Source organism: Dyadobacter sp. HNCC25DJ184 (assembly GCF_056895215.1).
Window position 1 is genome coordinate 133,011 of the sequence record NZ_JBXHAQ010000010.1, and the last position, 25,207, is coordinate 158,217.

The 25,207-nt window shown below is 42.8% G+C and carries 24 protein-coding genes; 14 read left to right on the forward strand and 10 right to left on the reverse strand.

Annotated elements, in window-relative coordinates; all coding sequences use genetic code 11:
- Positions 1-92 precede the first annotated feature (92 nt).
- The 3 genes from AC1XUD_RS16330 to AC1XUD_RS16340 all read left to right on the forward strand — a co-directional run bounded on the left by AC1XUD_RS16330 (position 93) and on the right by AC1XUD_RS16340 (position 2,064).
- Entirely contained in the window at positions 93-407 is a 315-nt protein-coding gene (locus AC1XUD_RS16330) for a hypothetical protein (RefSeq protein ID WP_483362097.1), read from the forward strand.
- An 18-nt stretch (positions 408-425) separates the two neighbouring features.
- A complete protein-coding gene (locus AC1XUD_RS16335) occupies positions 426-944 on the forward strand; it encodes an imelysin family protein (protein ID WP_483362098.1) in 519 nt (172 codons plus the stop codon).
- A 232-nt stretch (positions 945-1,176) separates the two neighbouring features.
- Entirely contained in the window at positions 1,177-2,064 is an 888-nt protein-coding gene (locus tag AC1XUD_RS16340) for a sugar phosphate isomerase/epimerase family protein (protein WP_483362099.1), read from the forward strand.
- Between the two features lie 172 nt (positions 2,065-2,236).
- On the opposite strand, the gene atpH is transcribed toward AC1XUD_RS16340, so the two are convergent.
- The 5 genes from atpH to AC1XUD_RS16365 form a co-directional block, all read right to left on the reverse strand.
- The gene (gene atpH, locus AC1XUD_RS16345) at positions 2,237-2,773 is read right to left on the reverse strand and encodes an ATP synthase F1 subunit delta (RefSeq protein ID WP_483362100.1); all 537 of its coding nucleotides are present in this window, start codon (positions 2,771-2,773) and stop codon (positions 2,237-2,239) included.
- 35 nt (positions 2,774-2,808) lie between these two features.
- The gene (gene atpF, locus AC1XUD_RS16350; RefSeq protein WP_483362101.1) at positions 2,809-3,303 is read right to left on the reverse strand and encodes a F0F1 ATP synthase subunit B; all 495 of its coding nucleotides are present in this window, start codon (positions 3,301-3,303) and stop codon (positions 2,809-2,811) included.
- 182 nt (positions 3,304-3,485) lie between these two features.
- A complete protein-coding gene (atpE, locus tag AC1XUD_RS16355; protein ID WP_483362102.1) occupies positions 3,486-3,749 on the reverse strand; it encodes an ATP synthase F0 subunit C in 264 nt (87 codons plus the stop codon).
- 46 nt (positions 3,750-3,795) lie between these two features.
- Positions 3,796-4,890 carry a F0F1 ATP synthase subunit A gene (gene atpB / locus AC1XUD_RS16360; RefSeq protein WP_483362103.1) on the reverse strand — a complete coding sequence of 365 codons (1,095 nt, stop codon included), beginning with the start codon at positions 4,888-4,890 and terminating at the stop codon, positions 3,796-3,798.
- A gap of 400 nt (positions 4,891-5,290) precedes the next feature.
- Positions 5,291-5,524, reverse strand: coding sequence for an AtpZ/AtpI family protein (locus AC1XUD_RS16365; protein ID WP_483362104.1), 234 nt, complete (start codon positions 5,522-5,524; stop codon positions 5,291-5,293).
- 128 nt (positions 5,525-5,652) lie between these two features.
- Between AC1XUD_RS16365 and porW the strand changes: the two genes are divergently transcribed.
- Genes porW through uvrC form a run of 4 tightly spaced genes read left to right on the forward strand, consistent with a single transcriptional unit; the run spans position 5,653 to position 13,216 of the window.
- Positions 5,653-7,860 (forward strand): type IX secretion system periplasmic lipoprotein PorW/SprE, encoded by a 2,208-nt coding sequence (gene porW / locus AC1XUD_RS16370; protein ID WP_483362105.1) that lies wholly within the window; start codon positions 5,653-5,655, stop codon positions 7,858-7,860.
- A gap of 43 nt (positions 7,861-7,903) precedes the next feature.
- Positions 7,904-10,204, forward strand: a complete 2,301-nt coding sequence (locus AC1XUD_RS16375) for a penicillin-binding protein 1A (protein WP_483362106.1) — start codon at positions 7,904-7,906, stop codon at positions 10,202-10,204.
- A 15-nt stretch (positions 10,205-10,219) separates the two neighbouring features.
- Positions 10,220-11,365 (forward strand): glycerate kinase, encoded by a 1,146-nt coding sequence (locus AC1XUD_RS16380; RefSeq protein ID WP_483362107.1) that lies wholly within the window; start codon positions 10,220-10,222, stop codon positions 11,363-11,365.
- A gap of 42 nt (positions 11,366-11,407) precedes the next feature.
- On the forward strand, positions 11,408-13,216 hold the full coding sequence (uvrC, locus tag AC1XUD_RS16385; protein WP_483362199.1) for an excinuclease ABC subunit UvrC: 1,809 nt from the start codon (positions 11,408-11,410) through the stop codon (positions 13,214-13,216).
- A gap of 66 nt (positions 13,217-13,282) precedes the next feature.
- On the opposite strand, the gene AC1XUD_RS16390 is transcribed toward uvrC, so the two are convergent.
- On the reverse strand, positions 13,283-14,515 hold the full coding sequence (locus AC1XUD_RS16390; RefSeq protein ID WP_483362108.1) for a BaiN/RdsA family NAD(P)/FAD-dependent oxidoreductase: 1,233 nt from the start codon (positions 14,513-14,515) through the stop codon (positions 13,283-13,285).
- Between the two features lie 234 nt (positions 14,516-14,749).
- Between AC1XUD_RS16390 and AC1XUD_RS16395 the strand changes: the two genes are divergently transcribed.
- The 6 genes from AC1XUD_RS16395 (at position 14,750) to AC1XUD_RS16420 (ending at position 20,316) form a co-directional block, all read left to right on the forward strand.
- Positions 14,750-15,811 carry a saccharopine dehydrogenase family protein gene (locus AC1XUD_RS16395; protein ID WP_483362109.1) on the forward strand — a complete coding sequence of 354 codons (1,062 nt, stop codon included), beginning with the start codon at positions 14,750-14,752 and terminating at the stop codon, positions 15,809-15,811.
- A 22-nt stretch (positions 15,812-15,833) separates the two neighbouring features.
- Positions 15,834-17,366: an L-piperidine-6-carboxylate dehydrogenase gene (gene amaB / locus AC1XUD_RS16400; protein WP_483362110.1), complete on the forward strand. Its 1,533-nt coding sequence runs from the start codon at positions 15,834-15,836 to the stop codon at positions 17,364-17,366.
- Positions 17,367-17,540: 174 nt separating this feature from the next.
- On the forward strand, positions 17,541-17,807 hold the full coding sequence (locus AC1XUD_RS16405; RefSeq protein WP_483362111.1) for a PqqD family protein: 267 nt from the start codon (positions 17,541-17,543) through the stop codon (positions 17,805-17,807).
- A 69-nt stretch (positions 17,808-17,876) separates the two neighbouring features.
- Positions 17,877-18,254 (forward strand): lasso peptide biosynthesis B2 protein, encoded by a 378-nt coding sequence (locus AC1XUD_RS16410; protein WP_483362200.1) that lies wholly within the window; start codon positions 17,877-17,879, stop codon positions 18,252-18,254.
- 19 nt (positions 18,255-18,273) lie between these two features.
- Entirely contained in the window at positions 18,274-19,194 is a 921-nt protein-coding gene (locus AC1XUD_RS16415; protein ID WP_483362112.1) for a serine kinase, read from the forward strand.
- A gap of 6 nt (positions 19,195-19,200) precedes the next feature.
- Positions 19,201-20,316: a nucleotidyltransferase domain-containing protein gene (locus AC1XUD_RS16420; RefSeq protein WP_483362113.1), complete on the forward strand. Its 1,116-nt coding sequence runs from the start codon at positions 19,201-19,203 to the stop codon at positions 20,314-20,316.
- Between the two features lie 104 nt (positions 20,317-20,420).
- Here the strand turns inward: AC1XUD_RS16420 and AC1XUD_RS16425 are convergent, their stop codons facing one another.
- The 3 genes from AC1XUD_RS16425 to rsfS form a co-directional block, all read right to left on the reverse strand.
- Positions 20,421-21,368 carry an aldose epimerase family protein gene (locus tag AC1XUD_RS16425; protein ID WP_483362114.1) on the reverse strand — a complete coding sequence of 316 codons (948 nt, stop codon included), beginning with the start codon at positions 21,366-21,368 and terminating at the stop codon, positions 20,421-20,423.
- A 96-nt stretch (positions 21,369-21,464) separates the two neighbouring features.
- A complete protein-coding gene (gene ftsH / locus AC1XUD_RS16430; protein WP_483362115.1) occupies positions 21,465-23,516 on the reverse strand; it encodes an ATP-dependent zinc metalloprotease FtsH in 2,052 nt (683 codons plus the stop codon).
- A 75-nt stretch (positions 23,517-23,591) separates the two neighbouring features.
- The gene (rsfS, locus tag AC1XUD_RS16435; RefSeq protein WP_483362116.1) at positions 23,592-23,978 is read right to left on the reverse strand and encodes a ribosome silencing factor; all 387 of its coding nucleotides are present in this window, start codon (positions 23,976-23,978) and stop codon (positions 23,592-23,594) included.
- A 47-nt stretch (positions 23,979-24,025) separates the two neighbouring features.
- Between rsfS and AC1XUD_RS16440 the strand changes: the two genes are divergently transcribed.
- A complete protein-coding gene (locus AC1XUD_RS16440; protein WP_483362117.1) occupies positions 24,026-24,790 on the forward strand; it encodes a biotin--[acetyl-CoA-carboxylase] ligase in 765 nt (254 codons plus the stop codon).
- Here AC1XUD_RS16440 and AC1XUD_RS16445 read toward each other — a convergent pair.
- Positions 24,787-25,116 carry a transmembrane 220 family protein gene (locus AC1XUD_RS16445; RefSeq protein WP_483362118.1) on the reverse strand — a complete coding sequence of 110 codons (330 nt, stop codon included), beginning with the start codon at positions 25,114-25,116 and terminating at the stop codon, positions 24,787-24,789. The genes AC1XUD_RS16440 and AC1XUD_RS16445 overlap by 4 nt on opposite strands.
- Positions 25,117-25,207: the final 91 nt, after the last annotated feature.

Sequence of the window (25,207 nt, forward strand, 5' to 3'; positions counted from 1 at the left end):
ACCTGAGGTGAAATTAATCATGAGACTGTGCTGGGTCATCGTACCACTTCATGACTCGATGACGTTATTTATCATCATCATCAACAATCAACATGAAATTGCTAATTGTCATGCTAACCATGTCTCTTCTTTTGCCTAGTTGTTTAAGAACGAAGGATCCAGAACCGGTTACCGTCTCCGACCGACGCCTTGTTTTGCAGACTATAGGACAAAACCAGATAATTACAAGCCTCTTACTTGTGGATGAGTCCGTTAATGGCCTTAGGGAGTATGTTAATGCTTTCGCGTTTAGCCCTGAAAATAAGGAAAAACTGCTTACTCTTAGACTCAAATGGGTAGAAATGGCTGTTAGTTGGAAGAGGGTTTCCATGTTCACTTTCGGGCCAATGACTGAGAATCTGGTTTAATCCTCAATTTACGGACCGGTGGACGAAGAGGGGATTGAATCCATTATTGCTAATAAAAATCTTGTAATCGACAATGATTATATAAGTTCATTAGGCTCAGGATATTTGGGGATATGGGTTATTGAGTATCTACTTTACGGATCCAATGGTCAAAAAGCCGAGGACGTAATGAAGGCATTTAGCTCAGCAGACAGTGTCAGGCGGAAAGCATATTTAAAAGCAGTTGTAAACGATCTGCAAAAAGTTACGCAATCATTGGCATACAAATGGAGTTCCGGGGGAGATAACTACTTAGCAGAATTTATCATGGCTGATGGTGATACGAGAAATTCATCCGTAGGAGTTATAGCTAATCAGATGATAAGATTGCTCTCTATTATAAAAGATGAGCGGGTTGGGCTGAGCTTAGGTATGAACAACAGCAGTATCGCTCAGTCCCAAATTGTTGATGGGAGATACAGCGACGAGTCTTGGACCCTATTAATTGGTGAATTACAGGGTCTTGAATTGTCGTTCACGGGATACACAAATCAATGAGTCAAGCGGTGACTAGTAGACCAAAGGATGTAAAAGCCGTATATGACGAGATAGCTAAGCTCGAACAATTGTTAAAAGTTGATATGATGAATGCATTGTTCGGTGATTCATAATTTATCAGATCCCATTCAAATCTTGAAACTTTTGTTTTCGTTATATTTAGGCTGCGATATGTTATATATTGCAGTCGCTTTTAATACGTTGATCAACCTACCTAATTATTTATTCTAGAATGAACATTAACAAAAATATTTCGCGGAAAGAATTTATCAAAGCCAGCGCAATGGCTTTGTCACTGCCGCTTTTCAATAACCTGAATTTCGAAACGAAGGCAGCTTCGAGAATCGGTCTTCAGCTGTATACACTGAGAGGTGATATTGCGAAGGATGTGGAAGGCACGCTGCGTAAAGTGGCGCAATTGGGATATAAGGAGATGGAGTTATATGGATATTCTGATGGTAAATTCTTTGGCAAAACAGCAAAGGAATTAAAGGCATTTTTAAAGGAGATAGGCCTGGATCCTGTGAGTGGCCATTATGGTGCCGGAGTGGAAAACAAAACTGCAAAAGGGACGCTAAGTAACGACTGGCAACGTGCAGTAGATGACGCAGCGGAGTTAGGTCAGAAATATGTAAACTGTGCATATTTAACGCCCAAGGAACGAGTTACTATCGATCAGTACAAAAGCTATGTTGATTTGTTCAATAAGTCGGGTGAGATAGCTAAAAAAGCGGGTTTGCAGTTTGGATATCATAACCACGATTTTGAATTCAAGCAAATCGACGGAGAAACTCCTTACGATATCATCGCAGGCAAGACGGACCCTAAACTTGTGAAGCTAGAACTTGACCTCTATTGGGTAGTGAAGGCAGGTCTTGATCCGGTTGAGTTGTTTAAAAAGTATCCGGGACGCTGCCATTTGTGGCATATAAAGGATATGGACAAAACAGACGGATCTTTTGCCGAAGTAGGTACCGGTTCGATTGATTTTGCAAAAATTTTCGCTGCCCGCAAAATAGCTGGTTTGGAACACTTTTTCGTGGAACAGGATGTTGCCAAACGTCCGGCTCTGGAGGCAATTGATATCAGTTACAAAAATCTTGTTAAGATGAAGGTTTAGATTGTCAGGGTTTGCCAGAAGACGGTCAAGGGGATTTGCGGTCGGAATTGGCATAATTTGACGTTAACGAATCTACTCTAGAGAGTCTTGACTGCAAAATCACAACCCGATTTAAAACGAAAAGACCCGGTCGCATAGCTGCCGGGTCTTCTACATTATGCAGATAAAAATATTACTTCACCAGTTGAAGCTTCATCTCGTTGAGACGCTTTTTAAGAGATGCATCAACCTGACGGTCGTTCACTCTCAACAAATAGCCACCAATCAGATTTTCATCGATTTTTTCTTCCAGCTGAACCGTCTTTCCGGTAGCTGAGGCAACTATACTGGTAAATTGTTTTCTTAATTCTTCCGTCAGAGGTGTAGTAGTTACAACCAAAGCTTTCTGAATTCCCTGAAAATCGTTGTAAGCGATCAGGAACTCGTCAGCGATTGCATCTAAAATAGCCTCTCTGTTTTTCTTGGTAATAATATTGAAAATAGCGAATGTGACAGGATTTACCTTGTCCTCAAATATCGCTCTCAGAATTGCTAATTTCTTTTCGTGACGAACCACAGGGCTTTTCAGCGCCAGCATCAGTCCACGATTATGTTCCACAGTATCCTTGAAGAACTTCATGTCCTCATAAACCGCTGGCAAAACATTTTGTTCTTTTGCTAGTTCAATCAGGGACTTGGCGTATCTGGAAGCAACTATACTTACCGACATCTTAAATCAAATTTTATGAATGACAATGAAAAGGCTTAGTTCAATCTTGCAGTTGAAGCTAAATCTGCAACCAATTTTTCCTGAGCTTCTTTGTCTTTCAATTCTCTCTTAAGTACTTTCTCAGCGATTTCGATTGACAATACTGCCACTTCGTTACGGATTTTCGTAACAGCCAGCTGCTGTTCGTTGCGTATAGTCTCGCGAGCAGTATCCAACACTTTTTGGGCTTCAATGCTTGCTTTTTCTTTCGCCTCAGTGATGGTGCGGGTAGCAGCATCTTTCGCGTCACGAAGTATCGAGTCACGGATAGCATTTGCTTCGGCGATCAATTTTTCGTTGTCCGACTTAAGCTGAGCCATTTCGGCACGAGTTTTCTCAGCAAGATCAAGTGCACCCTGAATTTCATTTTCACGAGCTTTAAGGCCTGCAAGAATAGGCTTCCATGCAAATTTGGCAAGTATAAAAACTACGAGTAAAAATACTACCAGCATCCAGAAAATAAGACCTGGGTTTGGAGTAAGTAATGACATAGTATTAGATGAGTTTTAAGTTTTTAAAATCTTAATAGCCGATATCAGATTTTGGGATATCCGGCAGTTCTCTTTTTATTTTAAAATCGTGGAAGCCTATTGCTTCCACGAAATTTCTTTTGCCTTATTCTTCTAGCCTATTGCTTAAAGACGGCGTTTCACAGGCGTAAGCCCGCTTCTTACTACAATTTGAAAGAGATAAGAAGACAGATTACCGCTGCGAACAAAGCTACCGCTTCGATAAGAGCCGCGATGATAAGCATTGCAGTTTGGATAGCACCAGCAGCTTCTGGCTGACGAGCGATACCTTCCATTGCACTTCCACCGATTTTACCGATACCAAGACCAGCACCGATAGCAGCAAGACCAGCACCGATAGCAGCACCGAAAACAGCTAGACCTGCACCACCTTGTTCTGCAGCTTGAAGCAAAATTTGAGCCAACATAATTGTTATTGTTTAATTATAATTAATAAAAAAAGAGAATGAAAAATCAATGTCCGTGCTCAGCGTGATGATGTTCTTCAACAGCAGTCCCGATGTACATAGACGTCAAAAGCGTAAAGATGAAAGCCTGGATAAAGGCAACCATGATTTCAATGAAGTTAAGGAACAATGCGAAAGCCGAGATAACCGGCGCCACAGCGATACTCTTAAATATGAAAATTAATCCGAAAAGACTTAGAAGGATAATGTGACCTGCAGTAATGTTCGCGAACAACCGGACCATTAATGAGAATGGCTTCATGAACACACCTACGATCTCTACCGGTATCATAACCAGCAACAACGGCTTAGGTACTCCCGGAGGGCTCACAAGGTGGCTGTAGTAGTTCTTGTTCGCGTTGATGTGAACGATGATGAACGTCAAGACAGCCAATGTCATTGTTACAGCAATATTACCTGTCACGTTAGCCGATCCTGGCAATAGTCCAAGAATATTGTTGATCAGAATGAAGAAAAACAAGGTAAGAAGATATGGCAGATATTTCTCGTAGTTCGCTCCTATATTAGGTTTAACAACCTCGTCACGAATGAAAAGAATAACTACTTCCATAGCCGACTGGAAGCCTTTTGGAGCTTTTCCTTTTGATTTGGTGTATGCAGATCCAATGCTTGTAAATAACAAAACAAGAATAATCGCACTTAACATCATGGACGCTACGTTTTTAGTAATCGAAAAATCCATGATAGACCTAGATTCGTCAACCGGCTTGATTACTTCAGATTCGCCGTGAACCAGATGATATCCGTTGTATTCGTGATGTTCGTTATGGAACTGGGATGAAGAGAAAATTTCCAATCCGCGATCCTTTGAATAAAGAATGACAGGAAGTGGAATTGCAACTCCGTGAGAGAATTCCCACTCGTGTGAGTCCGCGATGTGATGCATAATCATTTCACCGATATTGAACTCTTCCTCGTGCTTTTCCAGGTTATGTTCAATTTCACCTTCTACCGCATTTACGGCATCAGCTACTGGTTGGTGTTCTGCTTGAGTGGGCTCTTCCGCTTGAGACGGAACTGCAAAAAAGCAGCATGAGGCAATAAGAGCGGCGGTAAATAACTGTCGTAAACGAGTATACATAAAGGCTTGAAATACTTGGCTTTGTCAATTTCGGCGCAAGTTACGATACAAACCATATATTTCAAAGCCCATGTATAAGAAATAGACCACGAAAAAATTGATAGTAAATAATAATGAGTCAGTTAGCCCTGAATATAAACATACTCCAATAAAGATAATGCTGGCAATTAAGCGTACTACAATAGTAGTAAGATAGAAATTCACAAACTTTTTACGGTCGTCCTTCATGCCATTTTCCATGAGCCGATGGAACAAAAATGAAAGCCCAAAGAAGAATGCAAGTATATACCATATGTAAGGGTGAGTCCAGGACGAATGGGATAAGCGTTGAGCTAAGAAAAGTACAATTCCTATGAAAATTGTGAAATAGATCGTCCGGAGCATATATTATATGGTATTTTTAGATTTTAGTGATGTTTTTGGTAAGTAGATATAGAGATCCGGCAATGGATAGGAGTGATAAGACGAGCGTCCACACCGGGACATGATTGCCTAGCCAGAGATCAATCCGATATCCGCCATAGGTAAACACCAAAATCGACCCGAGCATTTGGGTGGCGAGTCCTGAGTATCGTAAAAAGCGGGATGAAGTACGCAACGGGTTCTCTGGTTGCTTTTCAGCGGGGTCCTTCATAGCGATGTGGTTGAAATTATAGGTAAAGTTGCTTCTATTTTTGTAAATGGCAGTATCTTCGATACGTATTTAAGTAAAATACCGTTTTACGGATACCCGAATTGTACTATCAACTAAAAATCCTGTTTGTGCTCAGTTGTACATCGACATATTATAAATCTGTTTTTTACACACTTTTAATTGCTTGCTGTTTGTTGGGCTGTTCTCAATATAGCAGTAAGCCGGGAGCCGTTACCTTTCATAACCTGTCTGCACGATATAACGCCTATTTTATAGGGGATCAGGATTTGGCTGAGGCTGAGTTCGCGATGAAAAAGGCATATAAAGAGGACTATAACCAACTGGTTCCTATATTGTATCCGATGGATTCGATGCTGTTTCAAGGGCAAAAGAAAGAGTTGCTGGATGCAATAAAAAAAGCTTCTGTGGTAGCAGAAAAACACCAAAACAGCAAATGGGTAGATAACAGCTATCTTATTCTCGGCAAATCGCGACTTTATCTTGGACAATGGGCAGATGGCCTGGAGGCGTTGCGATATGTTTTCGCTAACGGTAAGGACGATAATGATAAAAATAGCGCGCTGATCGTTCTGATGAGGGCTTACGTGGTGAAAAAGGACTTTTCGAACGCGCTGGGTGTGGCTGAATATCTAAGCCAGCAGCCTTTGGATAAAGCTGATATTAAGGATTTTTATCTGACGAAAGCATATCTGCATCAACAAAATGAAGAGTTTCCAACTTCCATCGCGATCATGGAAGAGACCTTTCCGCTTTTAAAAAAGTCTACTGAAACGGCCCGCCTGCACTATGCTGTTGCCCAAATGTACGATCGTCTGGGCAAATATGACTTGGCTAATAAACATTATAAAAGTGTTAGTCGCAACAAGCCTGGATATGACCTCGGTTTTTTCGCCTCCCTGAATTCGCTTCAAAATCAGGTCTTTCTCGATCCCAAAAAGGATCTATCCGCCATGGGGTTCAATAAAATGCTAAAGGATCGTAAAAATGAGGATTTGAAAGATAGGATTTACTTTACGATGGGATTGCTGGCGGAGCACAAAAAAGATATTGCCGGGGCGATTGGCTATCTGAAAAAAGCAGCTGCCGTTCCTGGTAAAAACCCGACACAAAAGGCATATACCTATCTTCAGCTGGCGCGGATCAACTATGAAGCTCTGGAACAATTTAATATATCGAAGGCTTATTATGACAGTGCATTGGCGGTCTTGCCTCAGACATCCAACGATTATAAACTGGTCTCGGATAGAAACAATGCACTTAATGCTTTCGTGACACAATACACTGTCGTTAGAAATGAAGATAGTCTTCAGAATTTGGCCAGATTGAATCCCGCAGCATTGGATTCAAAGATCGACGAGATTATTGAGAAGCGGGAAAAAGAAAGGATTGAAGAAGAAAGAAAAGCTAAGGAAGCGATGAAGGCTTCTACTTTTGATGTATCTCAGCCAATAGGTGACGCCGTTCCAGGCGGGGGCACGGCCAGAAGATGGGAGTTATATGATCCGACTTTTGTCTCAAAAGGACGGGTCGAATTCAAGAAACAGTGGGGTAGCAGAAAACTGGAAGATAACTGGCGACGAAGCGAAAAGATCAACGTGATAAATTCAGATGCTCCGGTTGCGACAATTATCGATTCCTCAGCTACTGAGAAAAAAGAGCCGGTTTTAACGAAAGGTACGCCTGAGTGGGACGCGATTCATGCGGAATTAAAGAAAAATGTGCCGCTGACCGAAGGCCAGTTCCTCGATTCACAAAAGAAAAAAGAAGAAGCGCTTTATAATCTTGGAAAGATATACAAATTTGACCTTAAAGAGCCGATCGAAGCTGTGGCAACGCTCAAACGGCTTTTATCCGACTTTCCGGACACCCAGCACAAAGAGGAAGTTTATTATTTGCTACATCTTACGGTAGAAGATAATTCTCCGGAGCGGTTGACTTGGCAAAACAAATTGATAACCGAATTTCCCAATTCAACTTACGCGAGACTGATTCGCGTTGGGGACACCAAAGACGAGAGAGGAGCTGCCTCGACTGATTCATACAAAGCTTATGAAGCGATCTACGCGCTCTACGCAAGCGGTGAGTATGAAAGAGCACTTGAAGAGATTGAAAGAAACTTCCCCAATTATCAAGGTGGACCACTTGAAGATAAATTCGCAGTGCTTCGGGTTTTTTTAGTAGGAAAAGTACGTGGAAGAGAGGCATATGCCGCAGCAATCAGCGAATTTATCAGACTTTACCCAAACAGTAATTACCTCGCAAGACTGAAAGAAATGCAGGAATTAAGTACATTGTCGGCTGGAAAGCGGCAATAGGAGAATCTATTTTTTGAACCTTTAAGACAACAATACCCTGCAAATGTTTGAATTTCAACCAGGAAAGTACCGTCGTACAATTCTTCGCCTATGGCGTTTTGTCGGAATCGGACTGGTACTGTTAATAGTATATGTGGTTTCTGTCAGCTTCAACCTGTTTTGGTTGTTTGGGGGAATGCCTGATTTAAAAACGTTGGAAAACCCTAAAAGTGAATTGGCCTCGGAACTCATTTCTGAGGATGGAAAGTCCCTAGGTAAATACTTCGTCGAAAACCGTACACGTATTGAGATTGGCCAGATCTCGCCGAATTTGATTGAGGCGTTGGTAGCGACCGAGGACGCCCGTTTCGTCAATCATTCGGGAATTGATGCCCGAAGCCTGTTGCGCGTTGCCAAAGGTGTGGCGACAGCCAGTGCTAGTTCTGGTGGAGGAAGTACACTGACACAGCAGGTTGCCAAGAACCTTTTCAATACTCGTTCCGAAGAATACGAAGGTCTTTTGGGAAAAATTCCGGTTGTACGTATAGTGATTGCGAAAACGAAGGAATGGATTCTGGCGGTGGTACTGGAAAGAAAATATACCAAGCAGGAGATCATGGAAATGTACCTGAACACGGTATCGTTTGGCAACAATACTTACGGTATTAAGGTCGCAGCAAAAACCTATTTTAACAAGGATGCTTCGGATCTCACCGTAACGGACGCGGCCCTGCTTGTGGGTATGTTACAAAACCCGACCCTGTATAATCCGTTGCGTTTCCCAACCAATGCGCTCAACCGTAGAAACACGGTTTTAGCACAAATGAATAAATATGATTATCTGGCTGACGAAAAATTCCAGGAGTTCAAAGAGAGGCCGCTTGGGATGAATTTTACAATTGACAGTCACAATACAGGACTAGCTCCATATTTCCGCGAGTCGATGCGTGGATATTTGAAAGCCTGGGTGAAGCTTTATAACGAGGAACATGGTACGAGTCTGGATTTGAACACGAGTGGGTTACGGATTTATACCACGATAGATTCGCGCATGCAAACCTATCAGGAACAGGCAGTTGCGCAGCATATGAAAGAACAGCAACGCCTTTTTGATGACCACTGGAAAGGAAGAAATCCGTGGATTGATAAGGATGGAAAAGAGATGGTGGGCTTCATTGACAAGGCGGTAAAACGTTCGCCTCATTTCATACAGCTGAAAAATGAAGTTGGGGAAGAAGAAGCCTGGCGTGTGATGCGTAAGCCTTATAAAATGAAAGTTTTCTCATGGGATGGCGGAGAAAAGACCGTGACGATGAGCCCGATTGATTCGATCAAATATTATAAAAGGCTTTTACGTATCGGGATGATGTCGATGGATCCTCGAACAGGCCGAGTGAAAGCATGGGTGGGTGGGATCAATTTTAAATATTTGAAATACGATCATGTGAAACAGGGGTCAAGACAGCCCGGATCGACATTCAAGCCATTTGTGTATCTCTCGGCTTTAGACAAAAATTTCCTGACACCCTGCGATCGTCTGACAGATGCACCTGTGTATTTTGGGCCAGAAGACGGTGTGCCCGGTGGATGGACGCCCAAAAATTCAACTAATAAATACTCTTATCAAAGTTTGTCGTTGCGTCAGGCTCTTGGGAAGTCTGTCAATACCATAAGTGCGCAGATCATGAAGATGGTGAAGCCGAAGACGGTAGTGGAATATGCTCATAAACTGGGAATTACGAGCCCGCTGGAAGAGAAACCATCTTTATGTTTGGGGATCAGCGATGTGTCAGTTTATGATATGGTAAGTGCCTACTGTTCTTTTGCGAACGGTGGACATCGTGCTGAAGCAGTTACGATCTTGAAAATTGAGGACCGTGACGGGAATCTTTTGGAGGAATTTTATCCAAAACAAAATCAGGAAATTAGCGCGAATATGGCATATGATATGCTATATCTGATGCGCGGGGCGGTTGAAGATCCGGGCGGAACAGCCGGAAGACTGAGGCAATATGGAGTTACAGAAGGAAATGAAATTGCTGCCAAAACGGGTACGACTTCCAATTATTCAGATGGTTGGTTTATGGGTATGACCCAAAATCTGGTTTCAGGCGTCTGGGTTGGGGGGGAAGACAGAAGTATCCACTTCCGTACTATTGCGTTAGGCCAGGGTGGACGACTTGCTATGCCGGCTTGGGGATTATTTATGCAAAAAGTGTATAATGATCAGACCTTGCAGCAATACAGAAAGGGACCTTTTCTTAAACCGGAAAATTACATAAGAGATTGTGGTACAGTATTCTCAGATAGTACTGATACCTATATCCCGCCATCCCGATCGGACGATGAAGGTGTACTTTTCTAATTACCTGATTCATTAATGAACATTCTTGTTGCCCCCGATAAATTCAGAGGCTCTCTTGATGCAGCTGAGGTAATAAAAGCTGTTTCAGATGGAATTCGAGAGGTTTCCGAAGAGATATCCATCGCTTCGGTTGAGCTGGCGGATGGTGGAGAAGGAACGATGCGAATTCTTACCGGGTTGGCGGAAGGGCAGTATATATCTGTTGAAGTACAAGACCCGCTAGGGCGTCCAATCAGCAGTCAATACGGATTTTCGGAAAAAACGGAAACTGCTTTTATAGAAATGGCAGTGGCTTCCGGCCTGAATTTGCTTGATTCATCGGAGCATAATCCCATGCTCACGAGCACATATGGGACTGGGGAGTTGATCTTGAATGCTATTGACAGTGGTGCGAAGCATATCATTCTGGGCATTGGAGGGAGCGCCACTACTGACGGAGGTATAGGCATGGCGGCCGCTATCGGATATCGTTTTTATAATGAACAAAACAACCTGCTTGACCCGGTCGGCGGTTCGATGACAGATATCCGGAAAATAGATAATTCGGAGGTTGACAAGAGACTAGACGATATTTCGGTGACAGTAGCATGCGACGTCACCAATCCTTTATTTGGAGAGTCTGGTGCTGCATATGTATACGGACCGCAAAAAGGCGCCGATCCGGAGATGGTAAAGATCCTTGATGATGGTTTGAAAAACCTCTCAAAAGTTGCCACGGATACTTTTGGCTCCGATCTAAGCCAGGTGCCGGGTGCAGGCGCGGCAGGAGGCTTGGGGGCTGGTGCATTATGGTTCCTGAATGCCCGGTTAAAAGAAGGTGTTGGCATTGTGATGGAACAAAGTAATATTGATCAGCTAATTGCTAATGCGGACCTTGTAATAACTGGTGAGGGGAAAGTGGATGAGCAAACGTTACAGGGAAAAGTCGTAAAAGGACTGGCTGATGTATGTCGCCAATACAAGGTTCCTCTGGTAGTAGTTTGTGGCACTCTATTGATTTCAGCTTCCGAACTGAGAAAAGCGGGTATTACGAGTGCAATTTCCGTTATTAATCGACCAATGGATCTCGAGACCGCAAGTGCTGAGGCATATACCCTGGTCAAAGAGGCAACTTTCCAGCTTGTAAATTTGTTTCAATCTTCTGTAGGCCGTCACAGATAGTATCGGCCGATTGGAAAAACTTTGACCCATAATATCTCACGCGTGTCCGATTTCAACTATAAAGAAGAGCTTATTAAAATTCCATTAGATCCCGGCGTTTACCGGTATTTTGACGAATATGGAACGATTATATATGTTGGCAAGGCCAAGAGCCTGCGTAACCGTGTGTCAAGCTACTTCCTGAAATCAAATCAACATGACAGAAAAACAAAACGCCTGGTTAGTCAGATCAGACGGATTGAATATACCATCGTTAATAGCGAATGGGATGCACTTTTGCTTGAAAATCAACTAATTAAACAAATTCAGCCGAAGTTTAATATCCTTCTCAAGGACGACAAAACCTTTCCATTTATTTGTATATCCAACGAGCTTTTCCCGCAGGTATATGTAACGCGCAATATGGACAGGTCGAAAGGAACTTATTATGGGCCTTTTGCCAATTTGCGATCGATGCATACTTTGCTTGATATGTTCAAGTCGCTGTATACCATTCGTTCTTGCCAGTTGGCATTAACCAAACAAACTATCGAGGCCGGCAAGTTTAAAGTTTGTCTGGAATATCATATCGGGAATTGTAAAGGGCCGTGTGAAGGTTTACAATCTGCGGAAGATTATAATATAGAAATCAATCAGGTTCATCATATTCTGAAAGGAAATCTGACAGGTCCGCAACAGTATTTTAAAGATAAAATGCTGAAGGCGGCGGAAGATATGGCCTTTGAACAGGCACATTCCTGGAAAACAAAAATCGAGCACCTTTCCAATTTTCAAAGCAAAGCGACTGTCATTAATCCGAAAATCGGAAATGTTGATGTGCTTACGATTGTGTCAGATGAAGAATCTGCATATCTCCATTTTATGAAAATAAAGGAGGGGTATATGGTAGCGGCTCAGACTTTGGAGGTGAAAAAGAAGCTGGACGAAAGTGATGAGGAGATCCTGACAATGATGATCGTGGAGATGCGGGAAACTTACGGGGACGAATCGCGGGAGTTGATCTCCAACCTGAAGCCTGATTTGGAAATGCGCCTGGAGGTTGTCGTGCCACAAATCGGTGATAAGAAAAAGTTACTGGATATGTCCATGAAAAATGTGATGTATTTCAGACGTGAAAAAGCAGAGCGCAGAGAAGTGGAGGCATCCGCAACATCTTCGAAAAAGGATCGGGTGCTGATCAAATTGAAAGCCGACTTGCAGCTTAAAGCTCTGCCGAGGCATATAGAATGTTTTGACAACTCGAATATCCAGGGTACTAATCCGGTTGCGGCGATGGTATGTTTTAAGGACGGAAAACCTTCCAAAAAAGATTACCGACATTTCAATATCAAAACGGTAATCGGACCAAACGACTTTGCGTCTATGACTGAAGTTGTGGGTAGAAGGTATCTTCGCATGATTGCCGAAAATGAAAAACTCCCCGATCTGATTGTTATTGATGGTGGAAAAGGTCAGCTGGGGGCGGCGTGCGATGCGTTGAAAGATCTGGGCTTATATGGTCAGGTTCCGATTATCGGTATTGCCAAAAGATTGGAAGAGATATACTTTCCAGAAGATTCCCTGCCATTGTATATTGACAAAAAATCAGAGTCACTTAAATTGATTCAGCAAGTTCGCGACGAAGCTCACCGGTTTGGCATCACTTTTCACCGCGACAAAAGAAGCAAAGGTAGCCTGATCAGTGAGTTGGAAGGAATAGAAGGTATTGGAAAAATAACCGCCACGAAGCTTCTTAAATATTTTGGTTCAGTAAAGGGGATCAGAGAAAGCTCTGTTGAGAAATTAACGGAGGTGGCGGGTGCATCAGTTGCACGTAAGCTTAGGTCATATTTTGATGCGATGGCGAATTGAGCCATTTACTTTGCTACTATGCGCGTTTTAAACGCTTGACCATAGAACGCCGATTTCAAATTGGGGCTAGCGTTGTAAACCAATATTTTTGCCAGCAACGTACCCGGTAGTCCAGGCGTTTTGGAAATTGAATCCACCTGTAATTCCGTCTACGTCAATTACTTCTCCGGAGAAAAATAAACCAGGAACAGACTTGCTTCCCATCGTAGTCTGATTTATGTTATCGAGTTGCACTCCGCCGCAGGTCACAAACTCCTCTTTAAAAGTAGTTTTTCCTTTCACTTCAAACTGACTGTTTGTCAGATATTCCACTAGTCGATTGATCATTTTGTGGCTGATTTCCATCCAGCGGAGGTTTTCTGGTATCTCTGCTTTTCCGGAAAATTCTTTCCAAAGTCGAACCGGTAAACCAAATTTCGCGTGAGATTGTATCAACTGTTTCCCGGACAAGGTCTTTTCTGCCATTAGTATCTCGCGTACTTTCTCCTCATTATATTCAGGCACCCAATTGATACGGCAGACAAAATCATACTGATTTTCAGACAAAAGTCGGGCTCCCCAGGCAGAAAGTTTCAAAACTGCTGGGCCGCTAAAGCCCCAATGCGTGATCAATAGAGGACCGCGCCATTCGAGTTTTGATCCGGAAATTTTTACCAGACAATCCTGCACCGCAACTCCGGCAAGATTTAACAACGGATTATTCGGTGTGTTGAATGTGAAAAGTGAGGGAACAGGTTCAATGATATCATGACCATGAGACTGTATCCAGTCAAACCCACTTAATTTTGGATATCCACCGGTAGCAACTAAAAGCCGGTCTGCGATTAGTATTTCGTCCGTATCGGTTTCAAGTCTGAATTTTTTCTCAAAATCTTCGATAGAGATCGTGAAGTTTTTTACTCCGCAGCTTGTCCGAACCTCAACTCCTGACTTTTTCGCTTCCGTCATAAGGCATTCAACGATCGTATGAGAAGAATTTGTGACCGGAAACATCCGTCCATCGGCTTCTGTTTTCAGTTCGACCCCACGTTGCTCAAACCATCGGACAGTGTCCGAGGCATCGAATTGCTCAAAGAGTTTGCGAAGCATTTTTTCGCCCCGGGGATAGTTTTTGATAAAAAATCTGCGTTCCAGTGGCTGATGGGTAACATTGCAACGGCCACCGCCAGATATCCTTACTTTATTTAAAACAGTCCTGCTTTTCTCAAGAATTGTAATCCTCGCTTCTTTAAATAATTCCGCAGCAGTAATAGCCGCGATAAACCCCGAAGCGCCGCCCCCAATAATTACAATCTCCATGAATGGCTGATTTTTAAAATTTCACAAAATGAATCCATTAATGGGTAATCTGCAAATTCTTTTTCTAACTTGCTCTGAGAGCATGACGTTTCTGGCGTTTAATTTTGGATGATTTTGCAATACAATGACTACCTCCTGACACCAATTGGCTGAGTAGACATTTTGTAAAACTTCAAAACAAAGCTCGATGCCAGCTCTCTGATAGAATCAATTTTTATTTAGCCCTGAGAATATATGCAAAACGTTCTTGTAGTAGGTCTTGGTAAAGTAGGAAGTTTGGTCGGCACATTGCTCGCCAAACGCTTCAATGTAACGGGTGTCGACAAAAAACTGCCGGAACATACCGTTTTTGAGACAAAAATTGGGGATATATCTAATCACGAATTTCTCGAGCAGGTTTTGAAAGGTCAGGATGCTGTGGTTTCCTGCATGCCATATTACCTCAATTTGCCCATCGCAACGGCCGCATTCAACAACGGAATTCATTATTTCGATTTAACCGAAGATGTGAATACGACTGCGGTGATTCGTGAGATGGCAAAAAGCAGTCGATCCGTTATGGCACCTCAATGCGGACTGGCTCCCGGTTTTATCGGGATTGTGGGTACTGATTTGACAAGAAAATTTACAAAGATACGGGATATTGAATTACGGGTTGGTGCCTTGCCAAGATACCCCAATGGGCTTCTTGGATATTCTTTTACATGGTCGCCGGCTGGCGTTGTCAATGAATATCTGAACGATGCCGAGGTGATTCACAATGGCGTCAAGAAGATGGTGCCTTCTCTGGAAGGAATAGAATTGATCAATATCGAAGGTCAGGAATTTGAGGCATTTACCACTTCTGGTGGCTTGGGAACCATGTGCGAGACATTCGAAGGGAAAGTGGATACGTTGAACTACAAGACAATCCGATATCCAGGCCATTGCAGTCTTATGCGTTTTTTGTTATATGAATTGATTCTCAAAGAGAACCGGGAGTTAACTGAAAAGATATTGACAGAAGCGAAACCGCCTGTACAGCAAGATGTTGTATATGTGTATGCGGTGGTGGAGGGATGGAAAGGAGAACATCTTGAAAGGGAAGAGTTTTATCGGGCATATCACCCGATCGATATTGACGGTGAACATTGGCGGGCCATTTCATGGACAACGGCCGCTTCCATAGCCGCAGTGGTTGAAATGGTGGCAGATGGTTCGCTCCCGGACAAGGGTTTTATCAAACAGGAAGATATTATTTTGGCCGATTTCCTGAAAACGGAAAATGGGAGATACTTTTCAGAACACGAGGAGTAAATCGGTATAAATACACATAAATATGGCAGATATTCAAAGGGTTTTAGCAAATCTCGGAATAAAGAGAACGAATCCGGGGATATATACCGGAGCTGGGATATGGCAGGAAAAAGGGGCTTTACTGGATTCATTCTCTCCGGTTGACGGCGGTTTGATAGCTTCGGTATATATGGCCGATAAATATGATGAGGTAGCAGATATTGCCACAGACGCTTTCAAAATATGGAGGGAAATTCCGGCTCCGAAAAGAGGGGATATCGTACGTCAGATTGGGGACGCACTGCGATCGCAGAAAGAGGATTTGGGCATGTTGGTGAGCCTGGAAATGGGAAAGAGTATTCAGGAAGGCCTAGGGGAAGTGCAGGAAATGATTGATATTTGTGATTTTGCAGTGGGGCTCTCGCGACAACTGTACGGCCTTACGATGCAAACTGAACGTTCAATGCACCGAATGTATGAACAATGGCATCCGCTTGGGGTGGTTGGCGTCATTTCAGCCTTTAATTTCCCTGTTGCGGTTTGGTCTTGGAACGCGATGATTGCCTGGATTTGCGGAAATGTCTGCATATGGAAACCTTCGGAAAAAACGCCTCTGTGCGCAGTTGCATGCCAGCATATTGTAAGTCAGGTATTTCAAAAAAATAATATTCCAGAGGGAGTTTCCTGTGTTATTATCGGTGGCAGAGAAGCGGGGGAATGGCTTGCTCAGAGTAAGAAAATTGCCTTGGTTTCGGCAACTGGCAGCACAAGAATGGGAAAATCCGTGGCAGCCGCTGTTGCTAATCGACTAGGGAAAAGTCTGCTCGAGCTTGGTGGAAACAATGCCATTATAGTAACGCCCAGTGCCGATCTCAAAATCGCAATTCCTGGTATTGTTTTTGGAGCAGTTGGAACTGCTGGTCAGCGCTGTACATCCACACGCAGGTTGATTATTCATTTCAGTATTTACGAGGAATTGACCGAAAGACTTAAGGCGGCATACGACCAGATCCGCATAGGAGATCCGCTCGACACTGAAATACATATGGGTCCGCTAATAGATGCTCAAGCTGTGCGACTGTATACTGCCGCCGTTGAAAAGATAAAAGAGGAGGGAGGCGTCTTTTTGGTGGAACCTGGCCTATTGGAAGGGCAAGGTTTTGAGTCTGGTTGTTATGTTAAACCTTGTGTTGCCGAGGTCAGAAATGATTTTAATATCGTTCAAAGCGAAACTTTTGCACCAATTTTGTATCTAATTAAGTACGAAGAGTTGGAGGAAGCCATAAATCTGCAAAATGATGTACCTCAGGGCCTATCCTCTTCCATTTTTACAACCAATATCCAGGAGGCTGAATTGTTTCTTTCTTCTCTCGGATCGGACTGTGGAATTGCTAATGTGAATATTGGTACTTCTGGTGCAGAAATTGGTGGAGCTTTTGGAGGTGAAAAGGAGACCGGGGGTGGTAGAGAGTCGGGGTCAGATGCCTGGAGAGCATATATGCGTCGGCAGACAAACAGCATCAATTATGGAAAAACGCTTCCCCTGGCGCAGGGAATAAAGTTTGAAATCAGCTAACTAATATTTTTAACTTTGTTAGTAAAAGGTTGACGGCAAAATGAATATTGCCACACTGCTTCAAACACACGAATGATTAAGTAATTTAACATTGTTTAATATAGGTTCGTGTTGACTGGAGATTTAAATCATTACCATTATTGTATTAAAACTGAAACTCAAGGAGACATTAAAATGCGATATCAGCTTACAACTAATCAGATTGCCTCAAAGGTTTCAGAGGAAACCGTAATCCTAAATCACGACAAAGGATCTTATTATGGGCTGGATGCAGTGGGGGCGGTGGTTTGGGATGAACTTGAGAAAGGTGCTCAGTCCATTGATACGCTTTGTGAAGCAGTTTCTGCTGAATACGACGTGGAATTGGCCAAATGTAAAGATGATATATCAGGCCTTTTGAAAGAATTAATCGCCGAAGGGCTGGTTGAAGAAACTGAATAGAAATTGGGGAAGGCAAGCAGATTTTGGCAAAAATGGCAGCAACTGTCGGGTTTCGGAAAATTAACTTTTTTGAAATCGGCAGGTGTTCTGCTTGTTATCAAAGCCGGTCTGATTTTTCTGCCTTTTAGCAGTTTTCGAAGAATATATTCCAAATTGACGTATTCCGATCACTTTAGGAGTTTGAGTGATCAACAGATCAGCGAAGTTGTATGGGCCGTAAATATAGTGGCCAACAATCTCCCATTTCAACTATTATGTCTCCCACGCGCATTAGCTACAAAATATTTACTGAGAGATGTAGACTCTCTTGTACTGCAGATCGGAGTGGATGTGAACAAAATGCAAAGTTCTTTCGAAGCTCACGCCTGGGTGGAGAAAAATGGACGGATTATTATCGGAGAATGGCCGGAAACAACTTCATATCACACACTTTGGGCGTGGGAGTGATTTCACTTGAAAACAACAAATGCATTTTTACAAAGCGTACGGACTCCATATACATTCAGAAATTGAGCTGCCCGAGCTGGAGTCGGATATACAGTCGGAGCCTGATTTGACGATCCATCTAAGGCACGTTCATTTACCTGATGATTTACAGGAGACGAAAATTTTCAGAAGGGGAATTAAAGCTAATTTTGGACAGTCGGGTAACAACCAACTTTTTTTACAATGGCCTGGTGTCGCTGATTTTGAAGCCATTGATGGAAAATTACTTATTGTAAATAGCTTTACAAGTGATCGCGAATTGCTTAGCCTTTTTACCGTAAGTGAGGCATTGGGACTGATCCTTTTTCAAAAGGGGTTTTTCCTGTTGCATGCTAGTTCGGTAAATGTGGGAAATGAGGCGTGGTGTTTTATGGGCGATCCCGGTGCGGGAAAATCCACGAGTGCTGCAGCATTTGTTAAAGCGGGGTGTCCACTGTTAAGTGACGATCTCACAGCCATTTACTTCGAAAATGGCGCAGCCTATGTGCTGCCTGCATATCCACAGCTGAAAATATGGGAGAATACGGCAACCGGTCTGGATTATGCCAATGAGGATTTGAGGCCTTTGACCGAAGGACACAACAAGTTCTCGCATATCCCCGATGAGCTCTTTGGCCATGATCCAGTAAAGTTAGCCCATATCTTTTTCCTAAGTGAAACAAGTGAAACGCCGGAATTGGAAAGGTTATCTCCTTCGGAGGCGCCCACAGAATTACTGCGGCATTTTCCATTAGCAATTGACATTTTGACTCCCGAGGTAATAAAGACCCATTTCATGCAGAGTCTAAAGTGTTTTCAGCTAGCATCTCTGTGGAAAAAGAGCCGTGAACTCAACTTCCAACTGCTGGAAAAATGGGTAAAAACGAGCGTCGATACACTTATGCCGGTGGTGCAATCATAGGTTCATATGCCTCTTTCAAGCGAGCTCTCTTTCCTGATTTCGGCAGTCATTTCCGAGAATTCACAAGTTAACGTGAGTTTTAAGAATCTGGACTGGCAGCGTATCGCCCAATTGAGTGAATGGCATTCCATTGTTCCCCTGGTGTATCCATTTTTGGAAAAAGGGGAGGCTGAAAATATACCGGACGATATTTTAAAGGAACTCCGGCATATGAGTATGGAGCAGGCCGTAAGCAATATGATGTTTCTGAAAACATCCATATCCCTGTATGAGAAGCTGACTGAGAAGGGAATTAAAGCATTCCCTATGAAAGGGGCGATATGGGCCTGGTTGCTATATGAGAAACCCGGGCAAAGGGCGTTTGGAGACATAGATATTTTTGTTGATGCGTCACAAATTCAGGCGGCCTTGGCGGTGCTTGAGGAAAACGGTTTTGCCCCTGATCTGTATCGTGAGTATTTGCTGAAAACTGAAAAACTCAGAAAACTCTATATAGCCACCGATTATCAACTTCCACTTATACCGACATCCCAAAATCATGTAAAATCGGTTGAGCTTCAGTGGAATTGCTCCTACCCGCGATACCAGTTTTCCTTTGATTGGGCTCAGCTTATGTCAGAACCGATGGATATGGAATTCCTGAAAAGTAAAATTCAAATTCCGTCGTGGGAAATGCAGCTGCTGATGATGGTGATTCATCATGCAGGGGTAGAACAATGGGACAAGCTCAAATATTTTGGTGATTTTATCAGGTTACTCCGCCGAAATGCGGGGAATATGGATTGGCTGTTAATCAGAGAAACGATCCAGAAGGCAGGTTTTTTTAAGCTATTCTTACAATCTTTGGGATTGGTTTACAAACTCACCGGAGAAGACTATTTGAAATACTTGCCCGGCGAATCGATCGAAAAATATCCCAGTGCAGGATTCTATAATGATATCATCATGCACTGGGAAAATACGCGCTACAAACCGACTACAAAGTCGGTGCAGATTTTTAATTACAATATGAAGTACCGCGATCGGCTCTCCGACAAATTAAGGATACTGTCGGCGCATATCAATTACCTCACACGCTTCTCACTGATTTTTAGTAAAGCCAAGTGGTACTCTGGTAAATAGTTCTCAGTTAATAATACCAAGATTTTCCTCTTGACCCGATCCCTGAGAATATTAAACCTGAATGAGCTCCTCCTGACAATCCTTGACCATATTCCGAAGTACACCTACTTCAATTGCAGTCGAATGGTTCCGGATATTACCTGAGACGGCCCCAAAATATTCAATCCCTCACCCGTATTAAACGAATCGACATTGGCCGTAAGTGCTTCAATCGCCACACAATCTCTGGCCGCCGGAGTATATACAACAAGATAATTAAACTTCCCTTCGCCGGTTTCCTGAGTGATAGACAATCTGACATTCTGATTGTCGGATATTAGCTCTGTAGTCGCAATTTCGCTATCGTTTTTTACAATAAAACAATTATCAAACTGTTTCCGGAACAGAAGCGTCGGACCCTCGATTGAGTAAGGATCTCTGCCAATTGGAATCAGGTTGTCGTCGAACCGAACGATGGTATCTGAAGGAATATTGATTTTCCATGCGTCTGCATCTTCATTTCCCAGATGAAAATAGGGATGCCAGCCAAACATGACAGGACATGGTTTTGAACCTTTATTCTCACCTTCATAAGTAAGGGAAAAAACACCATCATTTGAAAGTGAGTAAGTCACAGAGAAGAGCACATTAAATGGATATCCTTCAGGATTGTCAATATGATAGGTCAGTTTAATAGCTGCATGATCCTCTGAAATGCTTTGTTCTGCAATCTGGAAATGGTTTTTTCGCACCAACCCATGAATCGCATTCTGTCCACCGGTCTCATTTAAGGCCAGCTGATATTCTTTTCCAAGAAATTTATATTTACCCTGGGGTATACGGCTGGCAAATGGGAAAAGAAGTTCACTTGCACTTTGCGTATCATTTTTGAGAGCCTCCCGAGTGACCGGCGTTTTCAGTAACGAAAATAGTGTCACCTCTTTCCGTAAAGAAAGTTGTCTGACAATTCCTCCCAACTCAGGGATTACAACAAAACGGTTACCGGTTGATGGTTGCTGAACAACATATTCGGTAAGATCTCCAAACTGTTGCTTTATGATTTCAAATGACATGTTCAAAAGCTTTAAATAGGATTTATTATTGCAAAATAAAAAAATAAAACCGGACAGAAGCCTGCCCGGTTTTATTTCGTATACGATATACCAACTTTAAGATGGAGTTACATCTTTGGTTTCGGCTAATGCCTCAGCTTTTTCCTCAGCTTCGTGCTCTTTTACCGCTTCCTCATGTATCGCAGCCTCTTCGTTTGAACGACGATTAATGTATGCTTGATAACTGGTTTCGCGTTCGTGAGGGCGTTTACCAATCAATTTCTCGAGATCACTCTGGAAAAGAATTTCTTTCTCAAGTAGTTCCTTCGCCAATACTTCCAAAGCCTCACGCTTTTCACTCAAAAGATTTTTAGCAAACTGATATGCCTGATCTACCAACTTACGAACCTCTTCATCAATAACTTGCGAAGTTGATTCTGAATATGGTTTTGTGAAATTGTAATCACTTTGTTTGGAATCGTAGAAAGAGATATTTCCGATCCGATCATTCATTCCGTACATCGTAACCATGCTATATGCAACTTTGGTAACTCTCTCCAGATCGCTCAACGCACCTGTTGAAATTTTACCGAAAACCACATCTTCCGCTGCACGACCACCTAAAGTCATACACATTTCATCAAAAAGCTGCTCAGTTCTGTACAAATATTGCTCTCTCGGTAGATACTGTGCATAACCCAAGGCTGCAACCCCACGAGGAACTATTGATACTTTCACCAATGGATCAGCATGTTCCAGGAACCATCCTGCTACTGCGTGACCAGCTTCGTGATATGCAACAATCTCTTTTTCCTCAGGAGAAATCAGTTTATTTTTCTTTTCGAGCCCACCAATCACACGATCCATCGCATCCTGAAAATCTTGCATTGTTACCTGGTCACGATTACGACGAGCAGCAATAAGAGCTGCCTCATTACAAACGTTCGCAATTTCTGCACCGGCAAAACCAGGCGTCTGCGATGACAGCTTTTGTATATTGACGTCTTCTGACAGAGTCAATGGTTTCAAATGCACTTTGAAAATTGCTTCACGACCAATCACATCTGGCTTGTCAACCGATATCTGGCGGTCAAAGCGACCAGGACGCAATAGAGCCGGATCCAAAACGTCAGGACGGTTAGTTGCAGCAACGATAATGATACCTGAGTCAGTAGCAAAACCGTCCATTTCAACTAGTAACGAGTTCAACGTGTTTTCACGTTCGTCGTTAGAACCAGGCATGGCACCACGGCCACGAGAACGACCAACCGCGTCAATCTCATCAATGAAAATGATACACGGCGCCTTTTCTTTCGCTTGTTTGAAAAGGTCACGAACACGAGCCGCACCCACCCCAACAAACATTTCAACGAAGTCAGATCCTGATAGTGAGAAGAAAGGTACTCCCGCTTCTCCGGCCACCGCTTTTGCAAGAAGGGTTTTACCAGTTCCGGGAGGTCCTACAAGAAGTGCTCCCTTCGGAATCTTGGCTCCCAATTTCTTGAATTTATCAGGACTTTGAAGGTATTCAACAATTTCCTTTATTTCTTCTTTTGCTTCATCAAGACCCGCTACATCGTTAAATGTAATCTTAACCTTGGCTTCGGCATCGAACAGGGTTGCTCTCGAACGGCCGATATTAAATATCTGCCCTCCAGGTCCAACTCCACCAGACATACGGCCCAAAATGAAGTACATGACAAGGATCATGACAATGAAGAAACCCCAGGTGCCCAGAAAACTGGTCCAGTCATTTCTTGTATCCACAACGAAAGTCACTTTATCGTCATCGGGCACACCTTCCTGCATTTTATCGAAATCCTTCTTAAAGGTTTCGGCAGACGTTACCTGGAATTGATAATGAGATGGTGATTCACCTCCGAAGTAGTTATTTTCCTTTGAAATAACCTTATACTTATCGAGCTTCAAAGCTTCCGGCTTCAAAGTGACCTCTACAGTCTTGTCATTGACAATGGTGACGCGCTCAACTTCTTTGTCGGCAACCATTTTTTCAAACCTCTTCTGAGTGGTGTCTCTGACAGTTGAAGTTTTATTGAGGTAGGTTATTCCTAATATAGTAGCTATGAGAGCGGCAATAATCCATCCTTGGTATCCTTTTTGGGGACTTTTGGGGTTTAGTGGCCCTCGCTTATTATCGTTTTCGGACATTCTAATGTAATTAAGAGGAAACTTATTTAACAACGTTTGGCTAACAGCTATTGTTCAACCAGGGCCAGAATTATGCTATTGAGCAAGCGAGTCTTCGAAGTGTGTGACCTCTGCGTCACCCCACAATTCCTCAAGATCGTAATGTTTGCGCTTGTCTTTTACAAAAATGTGAGCGACCACATCCACATAATCTATCAGAATCCATTCTCCATTGGCCTTACCTTCTTTCTGCCATGGTTCGTTTTTCGAGTATTTATACACTTCATCTTCAACAGAATTCGCCAAGGCGTCGATCTGAGTATCAGAGTTACCAGAGCAAATTACAAAAAAATCGGTTATTGAATTTTTGACTTTGCGAAGATCCATTATTGTAATATCCAACCCTTTTTTCTCAGCCATCCCCTTCGCCACCAACTCAGAGAGTTCTTTTGAAGATAGTTCTTTATTTTTGCGTTCTTTCATGCTTAGTTAATTCCCATTTCTATAAACCCTAAAATAAAGCAAAAAAATTGTACAACTCTATACAAGAAACGTTAATTGTTGGTAAAAAGGTGATATATCTGCCAAGTTGTCATTCCACAAACGACATAGCGGCGGAATTAGTACAGAACGGACTCGGCGAAGAGGGCACCGTTGTCATTACTGACGATCAAACTAAAGGCAAAGGCCAGCGGGGTACCGGATGGACATCTGGCGTAGCCGAAAATCTGACTTTTTCGGTTATTATCTCCCCAAAATTTATCTCGATTTCAGATCAGTTTCTTATCAGTCAAACTTTTGCATTGGCAGTGAATGCATTCCTGTTGTCAAAAAAGCTGGACTCTAAAATCAAATGGCCGAACGATGTTATGATCGGCAATAGGAAAGTATGTGGAATGTTGGTTGAAAACTCAATTCAAGGTGCTGCAATCGCCTCGTCTGTTGTGGGTATTGGGTTGAATATCAACAAAGTAGCTGGTGGGATTCGCGCTACTTCCGTTGGGGAGCGATTGGGTTTAAAATTGTCATTACAGGAAGAATTCAGGGGTTTGGTGTCTTTTCTGGATGCGTATTATCTGCGACTTCGGGCGGGAAATTACGAGGTACTTCGATCCGAGTATCTGTCGAATCTATTGGGAATCAATCAAAAAAGAAATTACCGTTTCTCCTTCGGTACAGCGATGGCGACCATTGTCGGTATTGGTCCACTTGGAAAATTGCTGGTCAACGTGGAAGGAGAAACAGGCACTCTTGAACTGGATATCAAAGAGCTGGAATGGATATGGGAGGATTAACCCCATTTCCCCAAAACTAGCATTACCAGACAGCTTATGCCCAGTCCAAGCGATTCGCGTGCTTCTTCAATATTGATACTGCGCATCTGAGTTTCTCCAAAAAATATGCCTTCAAAATGTGGAGGCCATTGTAACACTGCTGCGATTAGATAACCGCCAGCCATAGCGTAAAAAACCCAGCTTGGCCATAAGTCTCTAAGGCTCATGTAGCAAGCAAGCGCTGCAATACTATATGTAAATATCCAAATGGCCGAATCAGGGTCATTTAACTGGAAATAGGAAAATAAGATGAATATTAAACCAAAAACAATTTTGAAGATTTTCATGATAGGTTGCTGGGTTATTGCTTGTTCTGTTTAGGCGTTCAAGGTAAAATATTTTTATTAAATTGGATATATAGGTTGATGAATATCATAA

Coding starts and splice junctions, on each gene's coding strand:
- ftsH (WP_483362115.1), bottom strand. CDS start 23,516: ATGTCCGAAAACGATAATAAGCGAGGGCCACTAAACCCCAAAAGTCCC.
- atpF (WP_483362101.1), bottom strand. CDS start 3,303: ATGTCATTACTTACTCCAAACCCAGGTCTTATTTTCTGGATGCTGGTA.
- atpH (WP_483362100.1), bottom strand. CDS start 2,773: ATGTCGGTAAGTATAGTTGCTTCCAGATACGCCAAGTCCCTGATTGAA.
- AC1XUD_RS16445 (WP_483362118.1), bottom strand. CDS start 25,116: ATGAAAATCTTCAAAATTGTTTTTGGTTTAATATTCATCTTATTTTCC.
- amaB (WP_483362110.1), top strand. CDS start 15,834: ATGGCAGATATTCAAAGGGTTTTAGCAAATCTCGGAATAAAGAGAACG.
- atpE (WP_483362102.1), bottom strand. CDS start 3,749: ATGTTGGCTCAAATTTTGCTTCAAGCTGCAGAACAAGGTGGTGCAGGT.
- AC1XUD_RS16340 (WP_483362099.1), top strand. CDS start 1,177: ATGAACATTAACAAAAATATTTCGCGGAAAGAATTTATCAAAGCCAGC.
- AC1XUD_RS16425 (WP_483362114.1), bottom strand. CDS start 21,368: ATGTCATTTGAAATCATAAAGCAACAGTTTGGAGATCTTACCGAATAT.
- atpB (WP_483362103.1), bottom strand. CDS start 4,890: ATGTATACTCGTTTACGACAGTTATTTACCGCCGCTCTTATTGCCTCA.
- AC1XUD_RS16330 (WP_483362097.1), top strand. CDS start 93: ATGAAATTGCTAATTGTCATGCTAACCATGTCTCTTCTTTTGCCTAGT.
- rsfS (WP_483362116.1), bottom strand. CDS start 23,978: ATGAAAGAACGCAAAAATAAAGAACTATCTTCAAAAGAACTCTCTGAG.
- AC1XUD_RS16395 (WP_483362109.1), top strand. CDS start 14,750: ATGCAAAACGTTCTTGTAGTAGGTCTTGGTAAAGTAGGAAGTTTGGTC.
- AC1XUD_RS16405 (WP_483362111.1), top strand. CDS start 17,541: ATGCGATATCAGCTTACAACTAATCAGATTGCCTCAAAGGTTTCAGAG.
- AC1XUD_RS16420 (WP_483362113.1), top strand. CDS start 19,201: ATGCCTCTTTCAAGCGAGCTCTCTTTCCTGATTTCGGCAGTCATTTCC.
- AC1XUD_RS16375 (WP_483362106.1), top strand. CDS start 7,904: ATGTTTGAATTTCAACCAGGAAAGTACCGTCGTACAATTCTTCGCCTA.
- AC1XUD_RS16365 (WP_483362104.1), bottom strand. CDS start 5,524: ATGAAGGACCCCGCTGAAAAGCAACCAGAGAACCCGTTGCGTACTTCA.
- AC1XUD_RS16415 (WP_483362112.1), top strand. CDS start 18,274: ATGCATTTTTACAAAGCGTACGGACTCCATATACATTCAGAAATTGAG.
- AC1XUD_RS16380 (WP_483362107.1), top strand. CDS start 10,220: ATGAACATTCTTGTTGCCCCCGATAAATTCAGAGGCTCTCTTGATGCA.
- AC1XUD_RS16390 (WP_483362108.1), bottom strand. CDS start 14,515: ATGGAGATTGTAATTATTGGGGGCGGCGCTTCGGGGTTTATCGCGGCT.